This is a genomic window from Streptomyces sp. NPDC048361 (genome assembly GCF_040651795.1).
Classification (GTDB): Bacteria; Actinomycetota; Actinomycetes; order Streptomycetales; family Streptomycetaceae; genus Streptomyces.
In genome coordinates this window covers 1-21,178 of the sequence record NZ_JBEZKW010000072.1, presented here as the reverse complement: position 1 = coordinate 21,178, position 21,178 = coordinate 1, and the positions used below count along the sequence as shown (strand labels likewise).

The 21,178-nt window shown below is 70.6% G+C and carries 14 protein-coding genes; 7 read left to right on the top strand and 7 right to left on the bottom strand.

Annotated elements, in window-relative coordinates; all coding sequences use genetic code 11:
- Positions 1-34: 34 nt before the first annotated feature.
- Positions 35-3,544 (bottom strand): methionine synthase, encoded by a 3,510-nt coding sequence (metH, locus tag AB0D31_RS29890; RefSeq protein WP_362728884.1) that lies wholly within the window; start codon positions 3,542-3,544, stop codon positions 35-37.
- Between the two features lie 332 nt (positions 3,545-3,876).
- Here metH and AB0D31_RS29885 point away from each other — a divergent pair, with 332 nt between their 5' ends.
- The 6 genes from AB0D31_RS29885 (at position 3,877) to AB0D31_RS29860 (ending at position 11,715) form a co-directional block, all read left to right on the top strand.
- Complete coding sequence (locus AB0D31_RS29885; protein WP_362728882.1) at positions 3,877-4,641, top strand: IclR family transcriptional regulator; 765 nt, start codon at positions 3,877-3,879, stop codon at positions 4,639-4,641.
- A gap of 315 nt (positions 4,642-4,956) precedes the next feature.
- Positions 4,957-5,733 carry an MIP/aquaporin family protein gene (locus AB0D31_RS29880; protein ID WP_362728880.1) on the top strand — a complete coding sequence of 259 codons (777 nt, stop codon included), beginning with the start codon at positions 4,957-4,959 and terminating at the stop codon, positions 5,731-5,733.
- Between the two features lie 41 nt (positions 5,734-5,774).
- On the top strand, positions 5,775-7,301 hold the full coding sequence (gene glpK / locus AB0D31_RS29875) for a glycerol kinase GlpK (RefSeq protein ID WP_362728878.1): 1,527 nt from the start codon (positions 5,775-5,777) through the stop codon (positions 7,299-7,301).
- 5 nt (positions 7,302-7,306) lie between these two features.
- A complete protein-coding gene (locus AB0D31_RS29870; RefSeq protein ID WP_362728876.1) occupies positions 7,307-8,935 on the top strand; it encodes a glycerol-3-phosphate dehydrogenase/oxidase in 1,629 nt (542 codons plus the stop codon).
- Between the two features lie 208 nt (positions 8,936-9,143).
- The gene (locus AB0D31_RS29865) at positions 9,144-10,175 is read left to right on the top strand and encodes a PAC2 family protein (protein WP_362728874.1); all 1,032 of its coding nucleotides are present in this window, start codon (positions 9,144-9,146) and stop codon (positions 10,173-10,175) included.
- A 133-nt stretch (positions 10,176-10,308) separates the two neighbouring features.
- Positions 10,309-11,715 carry an NADP-dependent succinic semialdehyde dehydrogenase gene (locus AB0D31_RS29860; protein ID WP_362728872.1) on the top strand — a complete coding sequence of 469 codons (1,407 nt, stop codon included), beginning with the start codon at positions 10,309-10,311 and terminating at the stop codon, positions 11,713-11,715.
- A gap of 130 nt (positions 11,716-11,845) precedes the next feature.
- Here the strand turns inward: AB0D31_RS29860 and AB0D31_RS29855 are convergent, their stop codons facing one another.
- From AB0D31_RS29855 to AB0D31_RS29835, 5 genes are all read right to left on the bottom strand, one after another.
- On the bottom strand, positions 11,846-14,893 hold the full coding sequence (locus AB0D31_RS29855; RefSeq protein ID WP_362728870.1) for an NPCBM/NEW2 domain-containing protein: 3,048 nt from the start codon (positions 14,891-14,893) through the stop codon (positions 11,846-11,848).
- Between the two features lie 136 nt (positions 14,894-15,029).
- Complete coding sequence (gene mshC, locus AB0D31_RS29850) at positions 15,030-16,259, bottom strand: cysteine--1-D-myo-inosityl 2-amino-2-deoxy-alpha-D-glucopyranoside ligase (protein ID WP_362728868.1); 1,230 nt, start codon at positions 16,257-16,259, stop codon at positions 15,030-15,032.
- A 557-nt stretch (positions 16,260-16,816) separates the two neighbouring features.
- A complete protein-coding gene (locus AB0D31_RS29845; RefSeq protein WP_362728866.1) occupies positions 16,817-17,659 on the bottom strand; it encodes an SCO1664 family protein in 843 nt (280 codons plus the stop codon).
- Positions 17,623-18,213 (bottom strand): DUF3090 domain-containing protein, encoded by a 591-nt coding sequence (locus AB0D31_RS29840; RefSeq protein ID WP_053723476.1) that lies wholly within the window; start codon positions 18,211-18,213, stop codon positions 17,623-17,625. The genes AB0D31_RS29845 and AB0D31_RS29840 overlap by 37 nt, the downstream gene beginning before the upstream one ends.
- Before the next feature lie 83 nt (positions 18,214-18,296).
- Positions 18,297-18,983, bottom strand: a complete 687-nt coding sequence (locus AB0D31_RS29835) for a histidine phosphatase family protein (protein WP_362728864.1) — start codon at positions 18,981-18,983, stop codon at positions 18,297-18,299.
- A gap of 59 nt (positions 18,984-19,042) precedes the next feature.
- Here AB0D31_RS29835 and corA point away from each other — a divergent pair, with 59 nt between their 5' ends.
- A complete protein-coding gene (corA, locus tag AB0D31_RS29830; protein WP_362728862.1) occupies positions 19,043-20,038 on the top strand; it encodes a magnesium/cobalt transporter CorA in 996 nt (331 codons plus the stop codon).
- Between the two features lie 31 nt (positions 20,039-20,069).
- Here the strand turns inward: corA and AB0D31_RS29825 are convergent, their stop codons facing one another.
- The gene (locus AB0D31_RS29825) at positions 20,070-20,858 is read right to left on the bottom strand and encodes a ferritin-like domain-containing protein (protein ID WP_362728860.1); all 789 of its coding nucleotides are present in this window, start codon (positions 20,856-20,858) and stop codon (positions 20,070-20,072) included.
- Positions 20,859-21,178: the final 320 nt, after the last annotated feature.

The following is a 21,178-nucleotide window of genomic DNA, read 5'->3' as shown; positions in this document are numbered from 1 at the left end:
GCTGAACGTGCGCTGAATTAACCGGGGCGCTTGGTCATCGGGCGTTGAAGTACTTGGCTTCGGGGTGGTGGATGACGATGGCGTCGGTGGACTGCTCGGGGTGGAGCTGGAACTCCTCGGAGAGGTGGACGCCGATCCGCTCCGGTTCGAGCAGCTCGGCGATCTTGGCCCGGTCCTCCAGGTCGGGGCAGGCGCCGTAGCCGAGCGAGAAGCGCGCACCGCGGTACTTGAGCGCGAACATGTCCTCGACCTGCGAGGGGTCCTCGCCGGCGAAGCCGAGCTCGGAGCGGACCCGGGCGTGCCAGTACTCGGCGAGCGCCTCGGCCAACTGCACGGACAGGCCGTGGAGTTCGAGGTAGTCGCGGTAGGCGTTGGCCTCGAAGAGCTTGGCCGTCTCCTCGCCGATGCGGGAGCCGACGGTGACGACCTGGAGGCCGACCACGTCAATCTCGCCGGACTCTTCCGGGCGGAAGAAGTCCGCGAGGCAGAGCCGGCGGCCGCGGCGCTGGCGCGGGAAGGTGAAGCGGGTGCGCTCGGAGCCGTCGTCGTTGAGGAGGATCAGGTCGTCGCCCTTGGAGACGCAGGGGAAGTAGCCGTGCACGACGGCCGCCTCCAGGAGGCCCTCGGTGTGCAGCTTGTCGAGCCAGCCGCGCAGGTGCGGGCGGCCCTCGCTCTCCACCAGCTCCTCGTACGTCGGTCCGCCCTTGCGGGCTTCCTTCAGGCCCCACTGGCCCTTGAAGAGCGCGCCCTCGTCGAGCCAGGACGCGTACTCCTTGAGCGGGATGCCCTTGACGACGCGGGTGCCCCAGAACGGCGGGGTGGGGACCGGGTTGTCGGTGGCGACGTCCGAGCGCACCGAGCCCTCGGGCTCCTCCGCCTCCAGGACGGGTGTGTCCCGCTTGGGGACACGGCGCTGCTTGAGCTCGGGCAGTACGGCGCCGGGCACGCCGCGCTTGACGCCGATCAGGGCGTCCATCAGGCGCAGGCCCTCGAAGGCGTCGCGGGCGTAGCGGACTTCGCCCTCGTAGATCTCGTGCAGATCCTGCTCGACGTAGGCGCGGGTCAGGGCGGCGCCGCCGAGGATGACCGGGTACTCGGCGGCCAGCTTGCGCTGGTTGAGCTCCTCCAGGTTCTCCTTCATGATCACGGTGGACTTGACCAGGAGGCCCGACATGCCGATGACGTCGGCGCGGTGCTCCTCGGCGGCGTCCAGGATCGCGGAGACCGGCTGCTTGATGCCGAGGTTGACGACGTTGTAGCCGTTGTTGGACAGGATGATGTCGACGAGGTTCTTGCCGATGTCGTGGACGTCGCCGCGCACGGTGGCGAGCACGATCGTGCCCTTGCCCTCCGCGTCGGACTTCTCCATGTGCGGCTCCAGGTGGGCCACCGCCGTCTTCATGACCTCGGCGGACTGGAGCACGAACGGCAGCTGCATCTGGCCGGAGCCGAAGAGTTCGCCGACCACCTTCATGCCGGCGAGCAGGGTGTTGTTCACGATGTCGAGGGCGGGTGTGGACTGGAGGGCCTCGTCGAGGTCGGCCTCCAGGCCGTTCTTCTCGCCGTCGATGATGCGGCGCTGGAGCCGCTCGTCCAGGGGCAGCGCGAGGAGCTCCTCGGCCTTGCCCGCCTTCATCGACTTCATGTTGACGCCCTCGAAGAGCTCCATGAGCCGCTGCAGGGGGTCGTAGCCCTCGGCGCGCCGGTCGTAGATCAGGTCGAGGGCCACCTTGACCTGCTCCTCCTCCAGGCGCGCGATGGGGAGGATCTTGGAGGCGTGCACGATCGCCGAGTCGAGGCCGGCCTTGACGCACTCGTCGAGGAACACGGAGTTGAGGACGACACGGGCGGCCGGGTTGAGGCCGAAGGAGATGTTGGACAGGCCGAGCGTGGTCTGCACGTCGGGGTGGCGGCGCTTGAGTTCGCGGATCGCCTCGATGGTGGCGACGCCGTCCTTGCGGGACTCCTCCTGGCCGGTGCAGATGGTGAAGGTGAGGGTGTCGATGAGGATGTCCGACTCGTGCACCCCCCAGTTGCCGGTGAGGTCCTCGATGAGGCGCTCGGCGATGGCGACCTTGGTTTCGACGGTGCGGGCCTGGCCCTCTTCGTCGATGGTGAGCGCGATCAGCGCGGCGCCGTGCTCGGCGGCCAGCCTGGTGACCTTCGTGAAGCGCGACTCGGGTCCGTCGCCGTCCTCGTAGTTGACGGAGTTGATGACGGCCCGGCCGCCCAGTTTCTCCAACCCGGCCTGGAGGACCGGGAGTTCGGTGGAGTCCAGGACGATGGGCAGGGTGGAGGCGGTCGCGAAGCGGCCGGCCAGTTCGGCCATGTCGGCGACGCCGTCGCGGCCCACGTAGTCGACGCACAGGTCGAGCATGTGGGCACCCTCGCGGATCTGGTCGCGCGCCATCTCCACGCAGTCGTCCCAGCGGCCCTCCAGCATGGCCTCGCGGAACTTCTTCGACCCGTTGGCGTTGGTGCGCTCGCCGATCGCCATGTACGCGGTGTCCTGGCGGAACGGCACGGTCTGGTAGAGCGAGGCGGCGCCCGGCTCGGGGCGCGGGTGGCGCTCGACGGGGGCGGTGCCGCGCACCCGCTCGACGACCTGGCGCAGGTGCTCGGGCGTCGTACCGCAGCAGCCGCCCACCAGGGAGAGCCCGTAGTCGCGGACGAAGTTCTCCTGGGCGTCGGCGAGGCCCTCGGGGCCGAGCGGGAAGTGGGCGCCGTCCTTGGTCAGGACGGGCAGCCCTGCGTTGGGCATGCACAGGAGCGGAATACGGGAGTGCCGGGTGAGGTAGCGCAGGTGCTCGCTCATCTCGGCGGGGCCGGTCGAGCAGTTCAGGCCGATCATGTCGACGCCGAGGGGTTCGAGCGCGGTCAGCGCGGCGCCGATCTCGGAGCCGAGCAGCATGGTGCCGGTCGTCTCGAAGGCGAGCGAGACCACGAGCGGCAGGTCGGTCCCGGCCGCCTCCATGGCGCGGCGGGCGCCGAGGATGGCGGACTTGGTCTGGAGCAGGTCCTGGGTGGTCTCGACGATCAGGGCGTCGGCGCCGCCCGCGATGAGGCCTTCGGCGTTGGCCTGGAAGCCGTCGCGCAGGGTGGCGTAGTCGATGTGGCCGAGTGTCGGCAGCTTGGTGCCGGGGCCGATGGAGCCGAGGACCCAGCGCTGCTGTCCGGTGGAGGCGGTGAACTCGTCGGCGACCTCGCGGGCGATCCGGGCGCCGGACTCCGACAGCTCGAAGACGCGCTCGGGGATGTCGTACTCGCTCATCGCGGTGTGGTTGGCGCCGAAGGTGTTGGTCTCCACGCAGTCCACCCCGACCGCGAAGTACGCCTCGTGCACCGAGCGCACGATGTCGGGCCGGGTCGCGTTCAGGACCTCGTTGCATCCTTCGAGGTCCTGGAAGTCCTCCAGGGTGGGGTCCTGCGCCTGCAGCATGGTGCCCATCGCACCGTCGGCCACCACCACCCGGGTGGCGAGTGCCTCACGGAGGGCGTCGATACGGGTCCGGCTGTCAGCGGAAGGGGTCGGCAACGAGGCCATGGATGTACTCCCTGGAGTGCGACGGCTGTCGGCTTTGCGCCGTCCGGTGGGAGGGCGCACATCGTCAGCCTAACCGGGCGGCCCCGGGCCGCGCGCGGGTGTATCAGCGGGCGGACGCCGGGCGTGGCGCCGCGCATCGGCGTCCTGAAGTGCGCACGCGCGCGTGCTGAAGCGTCACGTGTGCGCCCTGGAGCGTCACGCGGGGCAGGGGTCACGGTGACACGGGGTCGACAACGGCCGATACTGTTCAGCATTGTCGAACCAGTTGATCTCAGAGTCGGCCGCTTGAGCGGAACCGCCGGCTCGGCAGTGCCCGAAAGGGAGGGAGCGCGATGGCGCGCAACATCCAGTCGCTCGAACGGGCGGCCGCCATGCTGCGGCTGCTCGCCGGGGGCGAGCGGCGGCTCGGCCTGTCCGAGGTGGCCTCCACGCTCGGCCTCGCGAAGGGTACCGCGCACGGCATCCTGCGCACCCTCCAGGCCGAGGGCTTCGTGGAGCAGGACCCGGCGTCCGGCCGCTATCAGCTGGGCGCGGAGCTGCTACGCCTCGGCAACAGCTACCTCGACGTCCACGAGCTGCGGGCCCGGGCCCTGGTGTGGACCGACGACCTGGCCCGGTCCAGCGGCGAGAGCGTGTACGTGGGGGTGCTCCACCAGCAGGGCGTGCTGATCATGCACCACGTCTTCCGGCCCGACGACAGCCGCCAGGTGCTCGAGGTGGGCGCCATGCAGCCGCTGCACTCGACGGCGCTCGGCAAGGTGCTCTCCGCGTACGACCCGGTGGCGCACGGCGAGGCCGTGGAGTGCGCGCGCGAGGCGTTCACGCCCCGCACGGTGACGGCTGCCGAGGAGTTCGAGCGGCTGCTGGACGAGATTCGCGCACGCGGCTGGGGCTCGGACGTCGAGGAGACATGGGACGGCGTCGCCTCGGTGGCCGCGCCCATCCACGACCGGCGCAGGATGCCGGTCGGCGCGGTGGGCGTCACGGGCGCGGTGGAGCGGGTCTGCAAGGGCGGCGAGGTGCGCCCCGAGCTGGTGGCGGCGGTACGGGACTGTGCCCGCGCGGTCTCGCGTGACCTGGGCGCCGGGCGGTTCTAGCCGAGGACTCGCCGCACGTCGGCAGGGCCCATAGCACCGCATGATCTTGGTCGCTCGGCCAGGTCCATGTTTGGCGGTTCGTACCACCTGGTAACGATCAGGGATTCCCGTCACAGAACTCTTGACGCGCAGTTAACCTCAGGGCAAAACTGCCGTTCAACGGTCGGCATTGTCGAACACCTACCGGCAATACGAGTTAGAGTGTGACAACGCCATGGGCCGGCAGCCCTCAGCCATGAGGGCGCGGATCACCGGAGAGACCCGGTGATCCGCCTGTTGGGGATTTCCCCTGGACGAAGGACAAAGGAGTCGCGGGTGTCCAGCCACGACATTTTCATCGGCGAGACCATCGGTACCGCCGTGCTCATCCTGCTGGGCGGTGGCGTGTGCGCCGCCGTCACACTGAAGCGTTCGAAGGCCCGTAACGCCGGCTGGCTCGCGATCACCTTCGGGTGGGGCTTCGCGGTACTGACCGGCGCCTACATCTCCGCCCCCCTCTCGGGCGCCCACCTCAACCCCGCGGTGACCCTCGGTCTCGCGATAGAGGGCGGCACCAAGTGGAGCGACGTCCCCGTGTACCTCGGCGGACAGATCCTCGGTGCCATGATCGGCGCGGTGCTCGTGTGGCTGGCCTACTACGGCCAGTTCCACGCCCATCTGACCGACCCCGAGATCGTGGGTGACTGCAAGGCGGTCGAGGCCCGCGAGAGCGAGGCCGGCCCCGTGCTCGGCGTCTTCTCGACCGGCCCGGAGATCCGCAACGTCGTCCAGAACGTGGTCACGGAGATCATCGCCACCATCGTGCTGGTCCTGGCCATCCTGACCCAGGGCCTCAACGGCGACGGCAAGGGTCTCGGCGTCATCGGTGTCCTGATCACCGCGCTCGTCGTGGTCGGCATCGGCCTCTCGATCGGCGGCCCGACCGGCTACGCCATCAACCCGGTCCGTGACCTCGGTCCGCGCATCGTGCACTCGCTGCTCCCGCTGCCCAACAAGGGCGGCTCGGACTGGAGCTACGCGTGGATCCCGGTCGTGGGCCCGCTGATCGGCGGCGCCATCGCCGGCGGTATCTACAACATCGCCTTCGCCTGACGCGACACGTCGAGACCCCCTTCGGACTTCCAGGAGCACCCATGAGCGACATCCACTCCACCGGCCCCTTCATCGCGGCCATCGACCAGGGCACCACCTCCAGCCGCTGCATCGTCTTCGACAAGGACGGCCGGATCGTCTCGGTCGAGCAGAAGGAACACGAGCAGATCTTCCCCAAGCCGGGCTGGGTCGAGCACGACGCCAACGAGATCTGGGCCAACGTCCAGGAAGTGGTGAGCGGCGCGGTCGAGAAGGCGGGCATCACCGCCGCCGACGTCAAGGCGATCGGCATCACCAACCAGCGCGAGACCACGCTGATGTGGGACAAGTCCACCGGCGAGCCCGTGCACAACGCGCTGGTCTGGCAGGACACCCGTACCGACGCCCTCTGCCGCGAGCTCGGCCGCAACGTCGGCCAGGACCGCTTCCGCCGCCAGACCGGTCTGCCGCTCGCCTCTTACTTCGCGGGCCCGAAGGTGCGCTGGCTGCTCGACAACGTCGAGGGGCTGCGCGAGCGCGCCGAGCGCGGCGACATCCTCTTCGGCACCATGGACTCCTGGGTCATCTGGAACCTGACCGGCGGCACCGACGGCGGTGTCCACGTCACGGACGTCACCAACGCCTCGCGCACCCTCCTGATGAACCTGCACGACATGGCGTGGGACGAGAAGATCCTGCACTCCATGGACATCCCGGCGGCCGTGCTGCCCGAGATCCGCTCCTCCGCCGAGGTGTACGGGCACGCCAAGGGCGGCGTCCTGGACGGCATCCCCGTCGCCTCCGCGCTCGGCGACCAGCAGGCGGCCCTGTTCGGCCAGACCTGCTTCTCGGAGGGCGAGGCCAAGTCCACCTACGGCACCGGCACCTTCATGCTGATGAACACCGGTGACAAGCCCGTCAACTCCTACAACGGCCTGCTCACCACCGTGGGCTACCAGATCGGCGACCAGAAGCCGGTCTACGCCCTCGAAGGCTCCATCGCCGTCACCGGCTCGCTCGTCCAGTGGATGCGCGACCAGATGGGCATGATCAAGACCGCGGCCGAGATCGAGACGCTCGCGTCCTCGGTCGAGGACAACGGCGGCGCGTACTTCGTGCCGGCCTTCTCCGGCCTGTTCGCCCCATACTGGCGCCCCGACGCCCGCGGTGTGATCGCCGGCCTCACCCGGTACGTCACCAAGGCGCACATCGCGCGCGCCGTCCTTGAGGCCACCGCCTGGCAGACCCGCGAGATCAGCGACGCCATGACGAAGGACTCGGGCGTCGAGCTGACCGCGCTGAAGGTCGACGGCGGCATGACCTCCAACAACTTGCTGATGCAGACCCTCTCGGACTTCCTGGACGCGCCGGTGGTGCGCCCCATGGTCGCCGAGACGACCTGCCTCGGCGCCGCCTACGCCGCCGGCCTGGCCGTCGGCTTCTGGCCGGACACCGACGCGCTGCGCGCCAACTGGCGCCGGGCGGCGGAATGGACCCCTCGCATGGACGCCGACCAGCGTGACAGCGAGTACAAGAACTGGCTCAAGGCCGTAGAGCGGACCATGGGCTGGATCGAGGACGAGGAGTAATCGACATGACCACCCTGCAGAGCGTCCCCGCGCTCGGGACGCACCCGGCCCCCGGCTCCACCGTGTCTTCCTTCAAGGCAGCGAGCCGCGCCGAGACTCGGGAGCAGCTCGACAAGGCGACGTACGACCTCCTGGTCATCGGCGGCGGCATCCTGGGCATCTCCACCGCCTGGCACGCCGCGCAGTCCGGTCTGCGGGTGGCCCTGGTGGACGCCGGCGACTTCGCCGGCGCCACCTCCTCCGCCTCCTCCAAGCTGCTCCACGGCGGTCTGCGCTACCTGCAGACCGGCGCGGTGAAGCTGGTCGCGGAGAACCACTTCGAGCGGCGTGCGGTCTCCCGTCAGGTGGCCCCGCACCTCGCCAACCCCCTCACCTTCTACCTGCCCGTGTACAAGGGCGGCCCGCACGGCGCCGCCAAGCTGGGTGCGGGCGTGTTCGCCTACTCGGCCCTGTCCGCCTTCGGCGACGGCGTCGGCCACCTGCTCTCCCCCGCCAAGGCCGCGGCGGACGTGCCGGAGCTGCGTACGGACAACCTGAAGGCCGTGGCCGTCTACGGCGACGACCAGATGAACGACGCCCGCATGGCCCTGATGACGGTGCGCGCCGCCGTCGAGGCCGGCGCGGTCGTGCTCAACCACGCCGAGGTCACCGGTCTGCGCTTCACCAAGGGCCGGGTGACGGGTGCCGAGCTCAAGGACCGGCTGGACGGCGAGGAGTTCGGCGTCGACGCGCGACTCGTCCTCAACGCCACCGGGCCCTGGGTCGACCACCTGCGCAAGATGGAGGACGCCAACTCGGCCCCCTCCATACGCCTGTCGAAGGGCGCGCACCTGGTCCTCAAGCGCACCGCCCCCTGGAAGGCCGCACTCGCGACCCCCATCGACAAGTACCGCATCACCTTCGCCCTCCCCTGGGAGGACATGCTGCTGCTCGGCACCACCGACGAGGAGTTCGAGGGCGACCCGGCGGACGTTCGCGTCACCGAGGCGGACACCGCGCAGATCCTGGACGAGGCCGCGTTCTCCATCCGCGACCAGCAGCTGTCCCGCGATCTCATCACGTACTCCTTCGCCGGTCTGCGGGTCCTGCCCGGCGGCCCCGGTGACACCTCGAAGGCGAAGCGCGAGACGGTCGTCACCGAGGGCCGCGGCGGCATGCTGTCGGTGGCCGGCGGCAAGTGGACGACCTTCCGCCACATCGGCCGTACGGTGATGAAGAAGCTGGAGCAGCTGCCGGGCCACCCGCTCGGCGACGACTTCGAGCCCATCTCGCAGCTCCCCGGCAAGATGCCGCTGCCCGGCATCGCCAACCCGCGCGCCGTCGCCCACCGCCTGATGGTGGACGGCCAGGCGCCCGGCCCGCGGATGGCGGCGGACACCGCGCGGCACCTGGCCACGCACTACGGTTCGCTCTCCTTCGACATCGCGCGTCTGGCCAACGAGGACACGTCGCTCGCCGAGCGCATCCACCCGGACGCCCCGGAGATCTGGGCCCAGGTCGCCTACGCCCGGGACCACGAGTGGGCCGAGACCGCCGACGACGTGCTGCGCCGCCGTACGACCCTGACGATCCGGGGTCTGGCCACGGACGAGATCCGCGGCAAGGTCGACGACCTGCTGAAGGCGAAGAACTGACGACCCGTCAGCTCCGAGCGCGGCACAGACAGGGGCGGCTCCCGCACACCGGGGGCCGCCCCTGCGGCATGACCGGGTGCGCGGCACCTCCCGGCAGGACCGATCCCCGCTTTTCACGGTCATGGGGCCGTGCACGGGGGCTGCGGCGGGGTAGGTCTGAAGCCGTAAGGTTGGGTCGTACACAAGGAACTTCTGAGGGAGGCACTGGGTGATCGAGCTGGAGGGCGTTCCCGAGCTGGTCGACCCGGTCATGATCGCCGCGTTCGAGGGCTGGAACGACGCGGGCGACGCCGCCTCCTCCGCGGTCGCACACCTGGACACGGTGTGGAAGGGCGAGGTCTTCGCCGCGCTGGACGCGGAGGACTACTACGACTTCCAGGTCAACCGGCCCACCGTGTGGCTGGACGGTGGGGTCCGCAAGATCACATGGCCCACCACCCGGCTCTCCGTCGTCCGGGTCGGCGGCGACAAGCCGCGCGACCTGGTGCTGGTGCGCGGCATCGAGCCGTCGATGCGCTGGCGCTCGTTCTGCAACGAGATCCTGGGCTTCGCCCATGAGCTGGGCGTCGAGATGGTGGTGGTCCTGGGGGCGCTGCTCGGTGACACCCCGCACACCCGTCCGGTTCCGGTCAGCGGTGTGACCAGCGACCCGGACCTCGCGCGGACCATGGACCTGGAGGAGACCCGCTACGAGGGCCCGACGGGCATCGTCGGCATCCTCCAGGAGGCGTGCACCCACGCGGGCGTGCCGGCGGTCAGCCTGTGGGCGGCGGTGCCGCACTACGTGTCGCAGCCGCCGAACCCGAAGGCCACCCTCGCCCTGCTCAACCGCCTCGAAGACCTGATCGACCTGAGGATCCCGCTCGGCGAGCTCGCCGAGGACGCCCGGGCCTGGCAGCTCGGCGTCGACCAGCTGGCTGCCGAGGACAGCGAGGTGGCCGAATACGTACAGACCCTGGAGGAGGCGCGGGACACCGCGGACCTTCCGGAGGCGTCCGGCGAGGCCATCGCCCGGGAATTCGAGCGGTACCTCAGACGGCGCGACGGCGGCCCCGGTCCGGGCGGCCCAAGCGGTCCCGGAGGCCCCGGCCCAGGCGGTCAGGGCGCGGCCGGCAGCCATGCCACCGAGGGTGACGGCTCGTACCTGAGGGACACCTCCAGCGGGCGTACCCGGCCGCCGAAGCCCCCGAAGACGGACGATCCCGGCGAGGAGTCTCCCGGGGACCAGCCAGGAGAGTAGCCCCCGGCCGCCGGGCGGCCCCCGAGGACCAGCCGGGAGCAGCCCTCGGCCGCCGGGCGCCGTTTCGCGTTGCGGCGCCTGCCCGTGCGCGGGAAGGTCGAAGGACCAGTGCCTTCAGGAGGTGTCGTACGACATGGCCATCGCCACGGTGAATCCGGCTACCGGTGAGACCCTCAAGACCTTCGGGACGATGGGGCCCGAGGAGGTCGAGCGACGGCTCGCGACGGCCGAGACAGCCTTTGCCTCCTATCGCACGACCGCCTTCGCCGAACGGGCCCGGCTCGTGCTGCGGGCGGCCGACCTCCTGGACGGCGACCGGGACGACATCGCGCGCACCATGACCCTGGAGATGGGCAAGCCGGTCGTGGCGGCGCGCGCCGAGGCCGCGAAGTGCGCGAAGGCGCTGCGCTGGTACGCCGAGCACGCCGAGGCCCTGCTCGCCGACGAGGAGCCGGCCGAGGACGATGTCCGCGATTCCGGCGCCGAGCGGGCCCGGGTCCACTACCGGCCGCTCGGCGTGGTCCTCGCCGTGATGCCGTGGAACTTCCCGCTCTGGCAGGTCGTACGGTTCGCGGCACCCGCCCTGATGGCGGGCAATGTGGCCCTGCTCAAGCACGCGTCGAACGTGCCGCAGACCGCCCTTTACCTGGAGGACCTGTTCCGCAGGGCCGGCTTCCCCGACGGCTGTTTCCAGACCCTCCTGATCGGCTCCGACGGTGTCGAGAAGGTGCTGCGCGACCGCCGGGTGGCGGCGGCCACGCTGACCGGAAGCGAGCCCGCGGGCCGCTCGGTCGCGGCGATCTGCGGCGACGAGATCAAGAAGACGGTGCTCGAACTCGGCGGCAGCGACCCCTATGTGGTGCTCGCGTCCGCCGATGTCGAGCGGGCCGCGCGGACCGCGGTCACCGCCCGGACGCAGAACAACGGGCAGTCCTGCATCGCCGCGAAGCGGTTCATCGTCCACGACGAGGTGTACGACGCTTTCGTGGAGCAATTCACCGCGGGGATGCGGGAGTTGACGGTCGGCGATCCGCTCGACGAGGGCACCGACATCGGGCCGCTCGCCAGCGAGCAGGGCCGCAGCGACCTGGAGGAGCTGGTCGAGGACGCCGTACGCAAGGGGGCGACCGCGCTGTGCGGCGGGAGCCGACCGGAGGGCGTCGACGCGGGCTGGTTCTATCTGCCCACCGTGCTCGCCGGTGTCACCTCCGACATGCGGATCCACCACGAGGAGACGTTCGGCCCGGTCGCCACGCTCTACCGGGTGCGCGATGTCGACGAGGCGCTGTCGTTCGCCAACGACACGCCGTTCGGCCTGAGTTCCAACGTCTGGACCCGGGACGACGCGGAGGTGGACCGCTGCGTACGCGACCTTCAGGCGGGCGGGGTGTTCTTCAACGGGATGACCGCCTCCCACCCGGCGCTGCCGTTCGGCGGCGTGAAGCGCTCGGGGTACGGCCGTGAGCTGTCCGGCCACGGCATCCGCGAGTTCTGCAACGCGACGATGGTGTGGCACGGGGCGGAGCCCTCGGATTCCTGACGCTCCGCCGCGGCACGCGGGGCGCCGGGCGCCGGGCGCCGGGCGGAGATGGTTCCGCCCGGCGCCCACGCCATGCCGTGCTGTGTAATGCCGTGTCGCGTCGTGCTGTGCTGTGTCGTGCTGGGAGGCTCTACGCGCAGCTGAATTTCGCCGCGGCCCAGTCCCCGTGGTCGCCGGACTTGGAGTTGTTGGTGTCGGTGATCTTCAGATGGACGTGGCGGGCCCCACCGAGGAGCACGTTGACCGGCACCGTCGCCGAGGCGCCGGTCACCTTCGGCGAGGTCCACAGCACTTTGCCGTCGGCCTCGACGGAGAAGGCCACTTCCCCACAGCCGTTGATCTCGTCGTCGATGCCGGCGTCGGCGGTGAAGGCGGTGCACTTCCCGCCGGTGTAGACCTCGATGTCGGAGTCGGCGTGGCCGCCGATGCCCTTGGCGTACGTCGTGTCCGCGAGCGTGAGGGTGTGACCGTCGGACGCGCCGGACTCGCCGTTCGAGCGGTCGCGTTCGGGCGGTCCGTATCCGTTGGTCGAGGTCAGCCAGACCATGTCACTGGCCCAGGTGTCGCCGGACGGCGGCGCAGGCATTACTGACACGGCGATCCGCTGCTGTGAACTCCCCTTGTCGTACGTGGAGTTGGCGGTCAGAGTGGCCTCGCCCGGCTTGGCGTCCTTGGCGGGGGTGACGCCCACCTCGACGCGTCGGGTGGTGCCGGCCGGGACACGGTCGAGCACGGGGGCCGGGGTCACGGTCCATCCGGCGGGCGCGGCTACGGAGACCCGGACGTTCCTGGCGCCCTTGCCCACGGCGGTGACGTCGACGGCCACCGTGCCGGCCGCCCCCGCACCCAGTTCCTGGCCGGCGGGTGCGCCCAGCGTGACCGCGGCGGCGGGAGTCTTGCCGCCCACGGCGCTGGTCCCCTTGAGCTTCACCGCGAACGCCCGGCCCGTGCTGAGGGTCGCGGTCTTGACCAGGACCACGCCGCCCCGGTCACCCGCGTCGTAGAACCACCCGGTGGCCGCCTTGTCGTACGCGGCCTTCGAGCCGAGCCGGGCGAGGCCGCGGCCCTGGACCTCCACCTTGGCGGGCGCGCTCCCCGTGTGCACGGTGAGCCGGTAGGGCCGGGCGGCCTGCTTGCCCGTGAACTGGCCCTTGCTGGCGCCCACTTGGACGGTCACGTCACCGGCGCCGCGCTGCGGGGCGACGACGTCGGCGCGCTGGATGGCGAAGGCGCCGGTCCGGTTGGCGCGGGTCACGCCGTCGTCCTCGTACAGCTGGAAGGACGACTGGCCCTGGGGGTAGATGTCCCAGGCGAGCGGAGAGGTGGCCGTGCGGTCCTGGTAGGAGCGGATGCCGGGCCACATCGGGACGGCGGCGCCGGCCTTCACGAACAGGGGCAGCGTGGAGAGCGGCGCGCTGTAGTTGTCGACGGTGGTCGGGCCCTGGTAGGTGCGCCCGCTCCAGTAGTCGATCCAGGTGCCCTTGGGCAGGTAGATGCCGTTGCGTACGGTCGTGTCCTGGTAGACCGGCGCGACCAGGAAGTCCTCGCCGGAGAGGAACTCGTACTTCGCGGCGTCGGTCGCCGCCTTCGGGTCGTCGGGGTATTCGAGCGCCAGCGGCCTCACCGCGCCCACGCCGGTCTTGGTCGCCTCGTGGGCGTAGGAGTACATGTAGGGAAGCAGCGACTCCTTGAGCTTGAGGTAGTCGCGGTTGATGGAGGTGTAGGGCTCCCCGTACTGATAGGGCTGCTTGTCGTCGGCGGCCCAGCCGTCCATGGTCATCACGGCGGGCAGGAACGACTTCCACTGGAGGTCGCGGGTGTACGTCTTGGGGCTGCCGCCGAAGATGCCGTCGATGTCGCCGCTGGTGTAGGCGAGCCCGGACATGCTGGCGCCCGCGTAGGTCGGGATCTGCCAGCGGATGTAGTCCCAGCTGCCCGACTGGTCGCCCGACCACTGCACCCCGCAGCGCTGGGCGCCGGACCAGCTCTCGGGGGCCCAGGTGAAGCCGCGGGCATCACTGTTGGCCTCGATGCCTTGGTAGGCGTCCTTGCAGCCGTCGAGCGCGTGCTTGTAGCCGTCGCCGACCCAGGCGACGTCCAGTTTGGCGACGCGCTGGCCGGCCTTGACCTGGTCGGCGAGCTTGTCGAGGCCGTCCTCGGTCCACAGACCCATGTGCATGGAGTCCTTCTGGAGGCCGGCACTGGTCTCGGGAAGGTTCTCGTAGCCGCAGCCGTAGCCGTCGTTGACCAGCATCCAGCCGTTGGGCATGTCGTTGGTCTTGTACGCGTCGGCAATCTTGAGCGCGTCGAGGGTGTGGCGCTCGCCGCGGTTGGCGTTGTGGAGGTAGCAGTCGGAGTCGCCGGGTTCGAGCCCGTACACCGGCGGCAGGAACGGCTTGCCCGTCAACTGGGTGTAATCGCCGATGACTTGCTTGGCGTTGCCCGCGAAGTAGTAGGCGTCGAAGCGCTGTTCCTTGGCGCCGGCGGTGACGGGCTGCCCGAAGACGTACGTATTGGGGGCGTACGTGTTGCGGAAGATGCCGTAGCCGGCCGTGGAGAGGTAGAACGGCACGGAGTTGGGGTGTCCGCCGTCGTTCCAGTTGTCGTCGACGCCGACCTCGACCCTCTGGTCGCGGTGCGAGGTGTTGCCGCGGCCGTTCTGCATGCCGCCGCCGTAGAACTGCTCGGTGGCGCCGCGGGACAGGGTCTGGGTGGTGGCGTCCTTGGTCCAGCTGAGCGGCTTGGCCTCGGCCCACAGCTGGGTGCCGTCGGCCTTGTAGAGGGCGAAGCGGAGCGGGGACTTGAAGGCGCGCAGGGTGACGTTGTCGGTGCTCAGCTCATATCGGTCGCCCTTGTCCTTCCAGCGGACGGCGGGCGGCTTGCCCTGCGGCAGAACGATGTCGGATCCGGTCGGGTCGGTGAACGTGCCGTCCGGGGCGAGCTGGATGCGGAAGGTGTCGGCGGCGACGAAGCTCACCCGGGCCTCGGCCGCGCCCGCGTGCAGCGTGAAAACGCCGCCGGGGGCGGCCTCGAAACCGGTCACATCGCCGACGGAGGTGTCGGCGGGGGCGTCGGCGGACGGCGCGGCCTGCGCGCTGCCGGGCCCGGCGAACACCGCGAGCAGACCGAGCACGGCCGCACCCGCGAGCGCCACTCTCGTGCGTATTGGTGATTGCATAGAGCGTGTTTAGCGCACAAACGAGCACGAGACCATGGGGTGGGCCCAGGAAAAACGAAAACCGCCCCGGGACTCGCGGGGAGTCCAAGGGCGGTTCTGGGCTTGCGTGTTGGCGCGGCCCGGGGGTTTCCGGGGGTTAGAGAGCGACGCCGAGGAGGGCGTCGACCGTGCGGGACACGAGACCGGGTGCGGACTCGTCCGCGCCGCCGTCCGCGTCCTGACGTGCGGCCCAGCGGTCGACCGCGGCGAGCGCGGCAGGCGCGTCCAAGTCGTTGGCGAGGGCCTCGCGCACCTCTTCGACCAGGGCCTCGGCGGACGTACCGTCGGGCCGGGAGACGGCGGCGCGCCAGCGGCCGAGGCGCTCCACGGCGTCCTGGAGAACCTTGTCGGTCCACTCCCAGTCGGCCCGGTAGTGGTGGGCGAGGAGCGCGAGACGGATGGCGGCGGGGTCGACGCCGTCGCGGCGCAGCTTGGAGACGAAGACGAGGTTGCCCTTGGACTTCGACATCTTCTCGCCGTCGAGGGCGACCATGCCGGCGTGCACGTACGCCTTCGCGAAGGGGTACTCGCCGGTCAGCGCCTGGGCGTGCGACGCGCCCATCTCGTGGTGCGGGAAGACCAGGTCGGAGCCGCCGCCCTGGACGTCGAAGCCCATGCCGAGGTGGTCGAGGGCGATGGCGACGCACTCGATGTGCCAGCCGGGGCGGCCCCGGCCGAGCGAGGCACCGTCCCAGCTCGGCTCGCCCTCGCGGGCGGCCATCCACAGCATCGGGTCGAGCGGGTTCTTCTTGCCGGGACGCTCGGGGTCGCCGCCGCGCTCGGCGGAGAGCGCGCGCATGAACTCGGCGTCGTAGTGCGAGACCTCACCGAAGTGCGGGTCGCTCTCGACGGAGAAGTAGACGTCGCCTTCGAGCTCGTACGCCGCGCCCGCGTCCCGGAGCCGCTCGACGAGCGGGACGATGCCGGGTATGGCCTCGACCGCTCCGATGTAGTGCTTCGGCGGAAGCAGGCGCAGGGCGGTCATGTCCTCGCGGAACAGCGCGGTCTCGCCTTCGGCGAGCTCCGTCCAGTCCTTGCCGTCGCGGATGGCTCGCTCAAGGAGGGGGTCGTCCACGTCCGTCACGTTCTGGACATAGTGAACCTGCCGCTTGGTGTCGAGCCACACGCGCTGAACGAGGTCGAACGCGTTGTAGGTCGCCGCGTGACCCATATGGGTCGCGTCGTACGGCGTGATGCCGCAGACGTAGATACGGGCGACGGGACCGGGGTCGAGGGAGACCAGACCGCCGGTCGCGGTGTCGTGGATCTGGAGGTCGCGGCCCTTGCCGGGCAGGGCGGGGACCTCAGAAGCGGGCCAGGCATGCATGTCTTGAGCGTAACCGGACGCACGTTCCGGATACGAACCGGATCCCGCTCTTGGCCGAATGCACCCCCTTGCGCATCCCCTGGGGCTTTGCCCAGCCCCCTTTCACCCCTGAAGGACACTCGCCCTCAAACGCCGGCCGGGCTGAGGATGTCCACACCCCCCGGCATCGCCCCCGCCAGGGCCACGGGGCTGTGCCTGTGCGCGGCTCCGCCGCGGCGGACGCGAGCGATGGGCCCGGCCCAGGGTGCCCTACAGGGGCGCGGGGAACTGCGCGGGACGCGGGCACGGCCCGCAGCCGAAGGCGGGGTTGCCTGGGGCTCCGCCCCAGACCCCGTTCGCGCCCGAAAGGCGCTCGTCCTCAAACGCCGGACAGGCTGAGGATGCCTCGACTGGACACCCTGCCGAAAGCAGCCCACCCAGGGGCGCGGGGAACTGCGGGACCACCCACCACCGTCCGCACCCGAAAGCCAAGGCTGCTGAGGCCCCGCCCCAGACCCCGGTTCGCGCTCGAGGAGATGCCAGTGCCGGGCGGCACCGATCCCGCGGGGGGTGCAGGGCTACACCGGGGGCCAGGGAATGGCGGGCCATTCGCCCGACGGGGTGGGGTGGACCCCCGTGGCCAGGAGGGCGGCGACCCTCGCCCGGGTCGCCTCAAGCTCCGCCTCCGTGATCAGCGAAGCAAGCCGCACCCCGAGCGGCTCCAGGGGCAGAAGGGCCTCGGCCAGGCCCTTCAAGGCGCCCACCGCCTCCGAGGTGAGCGGCTCGCCCGCCCACCCCCACAGCAGCGTCCGCAACTTGTCGTCCACGTTGAAGGTGACCCCGTGGTCGATCCCGTACAGCCGCCCGTCGGGCGCGGGCAGCAGATGCCCGCCCTTGCGGTCCCCGTTGTTGATCACCGCGTCGAGTACCGCGAGCCGCCGCAGCCGGTCGTCGTCCGCGTGCACGAGGAGCGCGGTGCGTCCCTCGCCGACCTCCGCGAGGGCGACCGGCTTCCAGCCCTCGGCCGGCTCCTCGTCCTCGACGAGCGCGAGCAGCCCGGGGTCGCCCTCGGCAGGCTCGGCGGGCTCGACCCACAGCTGGACCATGCCCTCGCCGTAGGGGCCGTCGCGCAGCACGGTGGGCGGCACGAGGTCCCAGCCGGTCGCCCGCGCCACCTCGTACGCCGCGACCTCGCGCTGGGCGAGCGTGCCGTCGGGGAAGTCCCACAGGGGCCGCTCCCCCGCGACGGGCTTGTAGACGCACTCCGCGCTCTCGTCGCCGTACGCGACGGAGCAGTAAAGGACCGCGTTGGACGCCTCGCGGATCTGCCCGACGACGGTGAGCTCGCCCTCGGTGAGGAGCTCGGTGAGGCGCTCGACGGAGGTCACGCTCCGCGGCGGTATCCGTTCTGGCGCGGGCATACGTGTCCTTCCGGGTCGAGCGGCAGGCTGCACAGCGGGCACGGCGGCCGGCCCGCGTTCACGACGTCGAGGGCGCGCTTGGCGAAGGCCCTTGCCTGGGCTCCCGTCAGGCGCACCCGCAGCATCGGCGGGCCGTTCTCCTCGTCCTGGAGCATCCGCTCCTCGGCCTCGGCCAGGTCGTCCTCGGTGTCGGCGTCGAGCTCGACCAGGGCCTGCGCCTCGATGATCATGCGCTGTTCGTCACCGTCCCAGGCCAGCGCCATGGTGCCGACGCGGAACTCCTCCTCGACGGGTGAGTCGAGGGGTGCGCTGTCGGTGACGTCGGGCGGGGCGACGGCGGGAACAGGAGCGTTTCCTCCGGTTCTGCGCACGACTTCGTCGAGCAGTTCGTCGATCCGCTCGGCGAGCGCGGCGACCTGGGTCTTCTCCAGGGCGACGCTGGTGGTGCGACTGCCCGCGGACGCCTGGAGGAAGAACGTACGGCGCCCGGGGAGCCCGACCGTGCCGGCCACGAAACGGTCCGGCGGGTCGTAGAAGAACACCTGACGGGACACGTTCTGGTCTCCCTAGTTCGGAGTTGGAGCAGTCGGAGGTGAAGCAGCGGTTTTCGGCGCGTCCACCCTACTGCTCCGAGCGATCACGGTGCTCCCGCACCGCCACCGACCTCGGCCTGTTCCTGCGCCGGGGTCTCGCGCGGCATCAGCGAGGCGAGGTCCCCGGTGTCGCCGAGGCGTACGAGATAGGGCCGCAGACGGGTGTAGCGGATCACGGTGAGGGAACACGGTTCCACCGAGATCCGTTGAAAGAGGTCCAGATGCATGCCGAGGGCGTCCGCCACGACGGACTTGATGATGTCGCCGTGCGAACACATCGCGTAGGTGGCGTCGGGGCCGTGCTCCGTCTCGATCCGCTCGTTCCAGTCCCGTACGGCGCCGACCGCGCGGGCCTGCATCGCGCGCATCGACTCGCCGCCGGGGAACGCCGCGTTGGAGGGGTGCTGCTGCACGACCTCCATGAGCGGGTCGGTGGAGAGCTCGGCGAGCTTGCCGCCGGACCAGTCGCCGTAGTGGCACTCCCCGATCAGGTCCTCGGGGTGCAGCGCGAGCCCGGGGCGGGCGTCGAGCAGCGGCTGCACCGTTTCGCGGCAGCGCTGCAGCGGGCTGGTGACGACGGCGGCGAGCGGCACCCCGGCGAGCCGGGCGGGCAGGGCGGCGGCCTGGGCGGTGCCCCGCTCATCGAGGGCGACACCCGGCGTCCAGCCGGCCAGCACCCCCGACGTGTTGGCGGTGGAACGTCCGTGGCGTACGAGGATCAGCGTGGCCATGGGCGTCAGCCTAGGCGGCCGGTCCCGCTCGGGTGCGGGCGGCTCCCTTTCACGGGAGAATGCGCCCAATGATCGTCGACTGTGCCATCTACCACGACGGCCGCCGCACCGAGGGCCCGAAGGACTTCTCGGACGCCCTCCGCCAGGCGCGCGCCGAAGGTGACAGCTTCCTCTGGGTGGGGCTCCATGAGCCGACGGAGGACGAGTTCGAGCTGGTCAGCACCGAGTTCGGGCTGCACGAGCTGGCCGTCGAAGACGCCCTCAAGGCCCATCAGCGGCCCAAGCTGGAGGTCTACGACGACTCGCTGTTCATGGTCCTCAAGCCGGTCGTGTACGAACCGCAGAGCGACACCGTGACCTCCGGCGAGCTGATGCTCTTCGTGGGTGACAGCTTCGTGGTGACCGTCCGGCACGGCGAGGGGGCGCCCCTCAAAGCGGTACGCAAGCGCCTGGAGTCGGAGCCCGAGCTCCTCAAGCACGGGCCCACGACGGTCCTGTACGCGGTGAGCGACGCGGTCGTCGACCACTACACGGAGGTGGCGGCCGAGCTCCAGAACGACCTGGAGGAGCTGGAGGCGCAGATCTTCTCGCCCTCGGGCGGCCGCGACACCAAGGACACCGCGTCGCGGATCTACACCTTCAAGCGGCAGCTCCAGGAGTTCCGCCGGGCGACCGGTCCGCTTGCGCAGCCGGTGCAGCGTCTCGCGAGCGCGGGCGTGCCGTTCGTGAACGCCGCGTCCCAGCCGTTCTTCCGCGACGTGGACGACCACTTGATGCGCACCAATGAGGCGGTGGAGGGCCTGGACCGGCTGCTCTCCGACATCCTTTCGGCGCATCTGGCGCAGGTCAGCGTCCGGCAGAACGACGACATGCGGAAGATCTCGGCGTGGGCGGCGATGGCGGCGGTCCCCACGATGCTGGCCGGCGTCTACGGCATGAACTTCGACCACATGCCGGAGCTCCACTGGGCGTGGAGCTATCCGACGCTGATCGTCCTGATGGTGCTTCTGGAGGTCGGTCTGTTCCGCCTGTTCAAGCGGCGCGGCTGGCTGTGAGCGGTGTCCCGGCGGGTGCCTGTGCTTGTGCCTAGGCGAACTCGGGTGCGGTGGACGCGGGGCCGCCCAGCGGGTCGCGCCGGCGCGGTGGCGCGAGGCTGACCATGCGCCGCCACCCCGCGAGCCGTTCATAGGCGTACACGGCGTGGATCGCGGCGGTCAGGGCCGCCGCCTTGGGGCGTGGCCAGCCGAGGATCCGACCCATGTGGGCCATGACGGCGAGGCTGACGTCGCGGTACACGCGGATCTCGGCGAGGGCGCACTCGCGCAGCGCCCGGTGGATGGTGGGCCCGTGCCCGGCGCGCGCCAGGCGCAGCAACTCCTCGTGACAGTAGGCGAGATGGTTCTCCTCGTCGGCGGAGATCATCCGTACCGCCCGCCCGAGGTCGGGGTGGTCGCCGAAGTGCTTGCGCAACAGCTCCATCTGCTCGGACGCGCGCTGTTCGGTGACGCGGCTGTGGGCGAGGTAGACGACGACGTCCCGTTCGGTGAGCGGGTCCTCGCGCCGGAGCTTGGCGTGGCCGAGCCCGATGCCGCGCCGTTCGAGCAGCATCGTGTAGTCGGTGTCGTCGGGTACGTCGGCGGGGCGCAGGCCGCGCTTCTTCATCAGCGCGTGGAAGATCCGGCCGTGTTTGTCCTCGTCGGCGCCGTGCCGGGCCGCCTTGGGGGCGAGCTCGCGGCATCGCTCCGGCAGAAGGGCGGCGATCCTGCCGTTCTCCCAGCCGCCCTGCGCCTCGCCGCTGGCCGCGATGGAGCAGAAGAGCCGGAACGACTCGTCATGGTCGAGGATCTCCTGGAACAGGCTCTTGGCCGAGAGCATCGTTGCCGTCCCTCCGGGTGCGCGCAGGTCTCTGCGCAACCGAGTCAAATGCGGCATACCGACCGCGGCAACAGGGGCCTCGCCCCACTGGGCCGAACGAAGGAATGTGCGGTGGCCCTGTCCCCGTAACCGCCCGGCCCGGCCGGGCGTTGATAGGCGTGACGGCCGTGGCGGGGAAGACCCCCGAGCCCCCACCACGGCCGCAGAGACATCCTCGTGAGCGCCCTTCAGCGCCTTTTCGGCGAAATGCGCGGAAGCGACTTCGGCCGGCTCCTCGTGCTGGTGGCCGAGGACGCCGACTGCTACGCCGTCCTCGGCGA

Bases quoted from the DNA above. Each gene is read 5' to 3' on its own strand.
- metH (WP_362728884.1), bottom strand. From the start codon at position 3,544: ATGGCCTCGTTGCCGACCCCTTCCGCTGACAGCCGGACCCGTATCGAC.
- AB0D31_RS29885 (WP_362728882.1), top strand. From the start codon at position 3,877: ATGGCGCGCAACATCCAGTCGCTCGAACGGGCGGCCGCCATGCTGCGG.
- glpK (WP_362728878.1), top strand. From the start codon at position 5,775: ATGAGCGACATCCACTCCACCGGCCCCTTCATCGCGGCCATCGACCAG.
- AB0D31_RS29870 (WP_362728876.1), top strand. From the start codon at position 7,307: ATGACCACCCTGCAGAGCGTCCCCGCGCTCGGGACGCACCCGGCCCCC.
- AB0D31_RS29860 (WP_362728872.1), top strand. From the start codon at position 10,309: ATGGCCATCGCCACGGTGAATCCGGCTACCGGTGAGACCCTCAAGACC.
- AB0D31_RS29855 (WP_362728870.1), bottom strand. From the start codon at position 14,893: ATGCAATCACCAATACGCACGAGAGTGGCGCTCGCGGGTGCGGCCGTG.
- mshC (WP_362728868.1), bottom strand. From the start codon at position 16,259: ATGCATGCCTGGCCCGCTTCTGAGGTCCCCGCCCTGCCCGGCAAGGGC.
- AB0D31_RS29845 (WP_362728866.1), bottom strand. From the start codon at position 17,659: ATGCCCGCGCCAGAACGGATACCGCCGCGGAGCGTGACCTCCGTCGAG.
- AB0D31_RS29835 (WP_362728864.1), bottom strand. From the start codon at position 18,983: ATGGCCACGCTGATCCTCGTACGCCACGGACGTTCCACCGCCAACACG.
- corA (WP_362728862.1), top strand. From the start codon at position 19,043: ATGCGCCCAATGATCGTCGACTGTGCCATCTACCACGACGGCCGCCGC.
- AB0D31_RS29825 (WP_362728860.1), bottom strand. From the start codon at position 20,858: ATGCTCTCGGCCAAGAGCCTGTTCCAGGAGATCCTCGACCATGACGAG.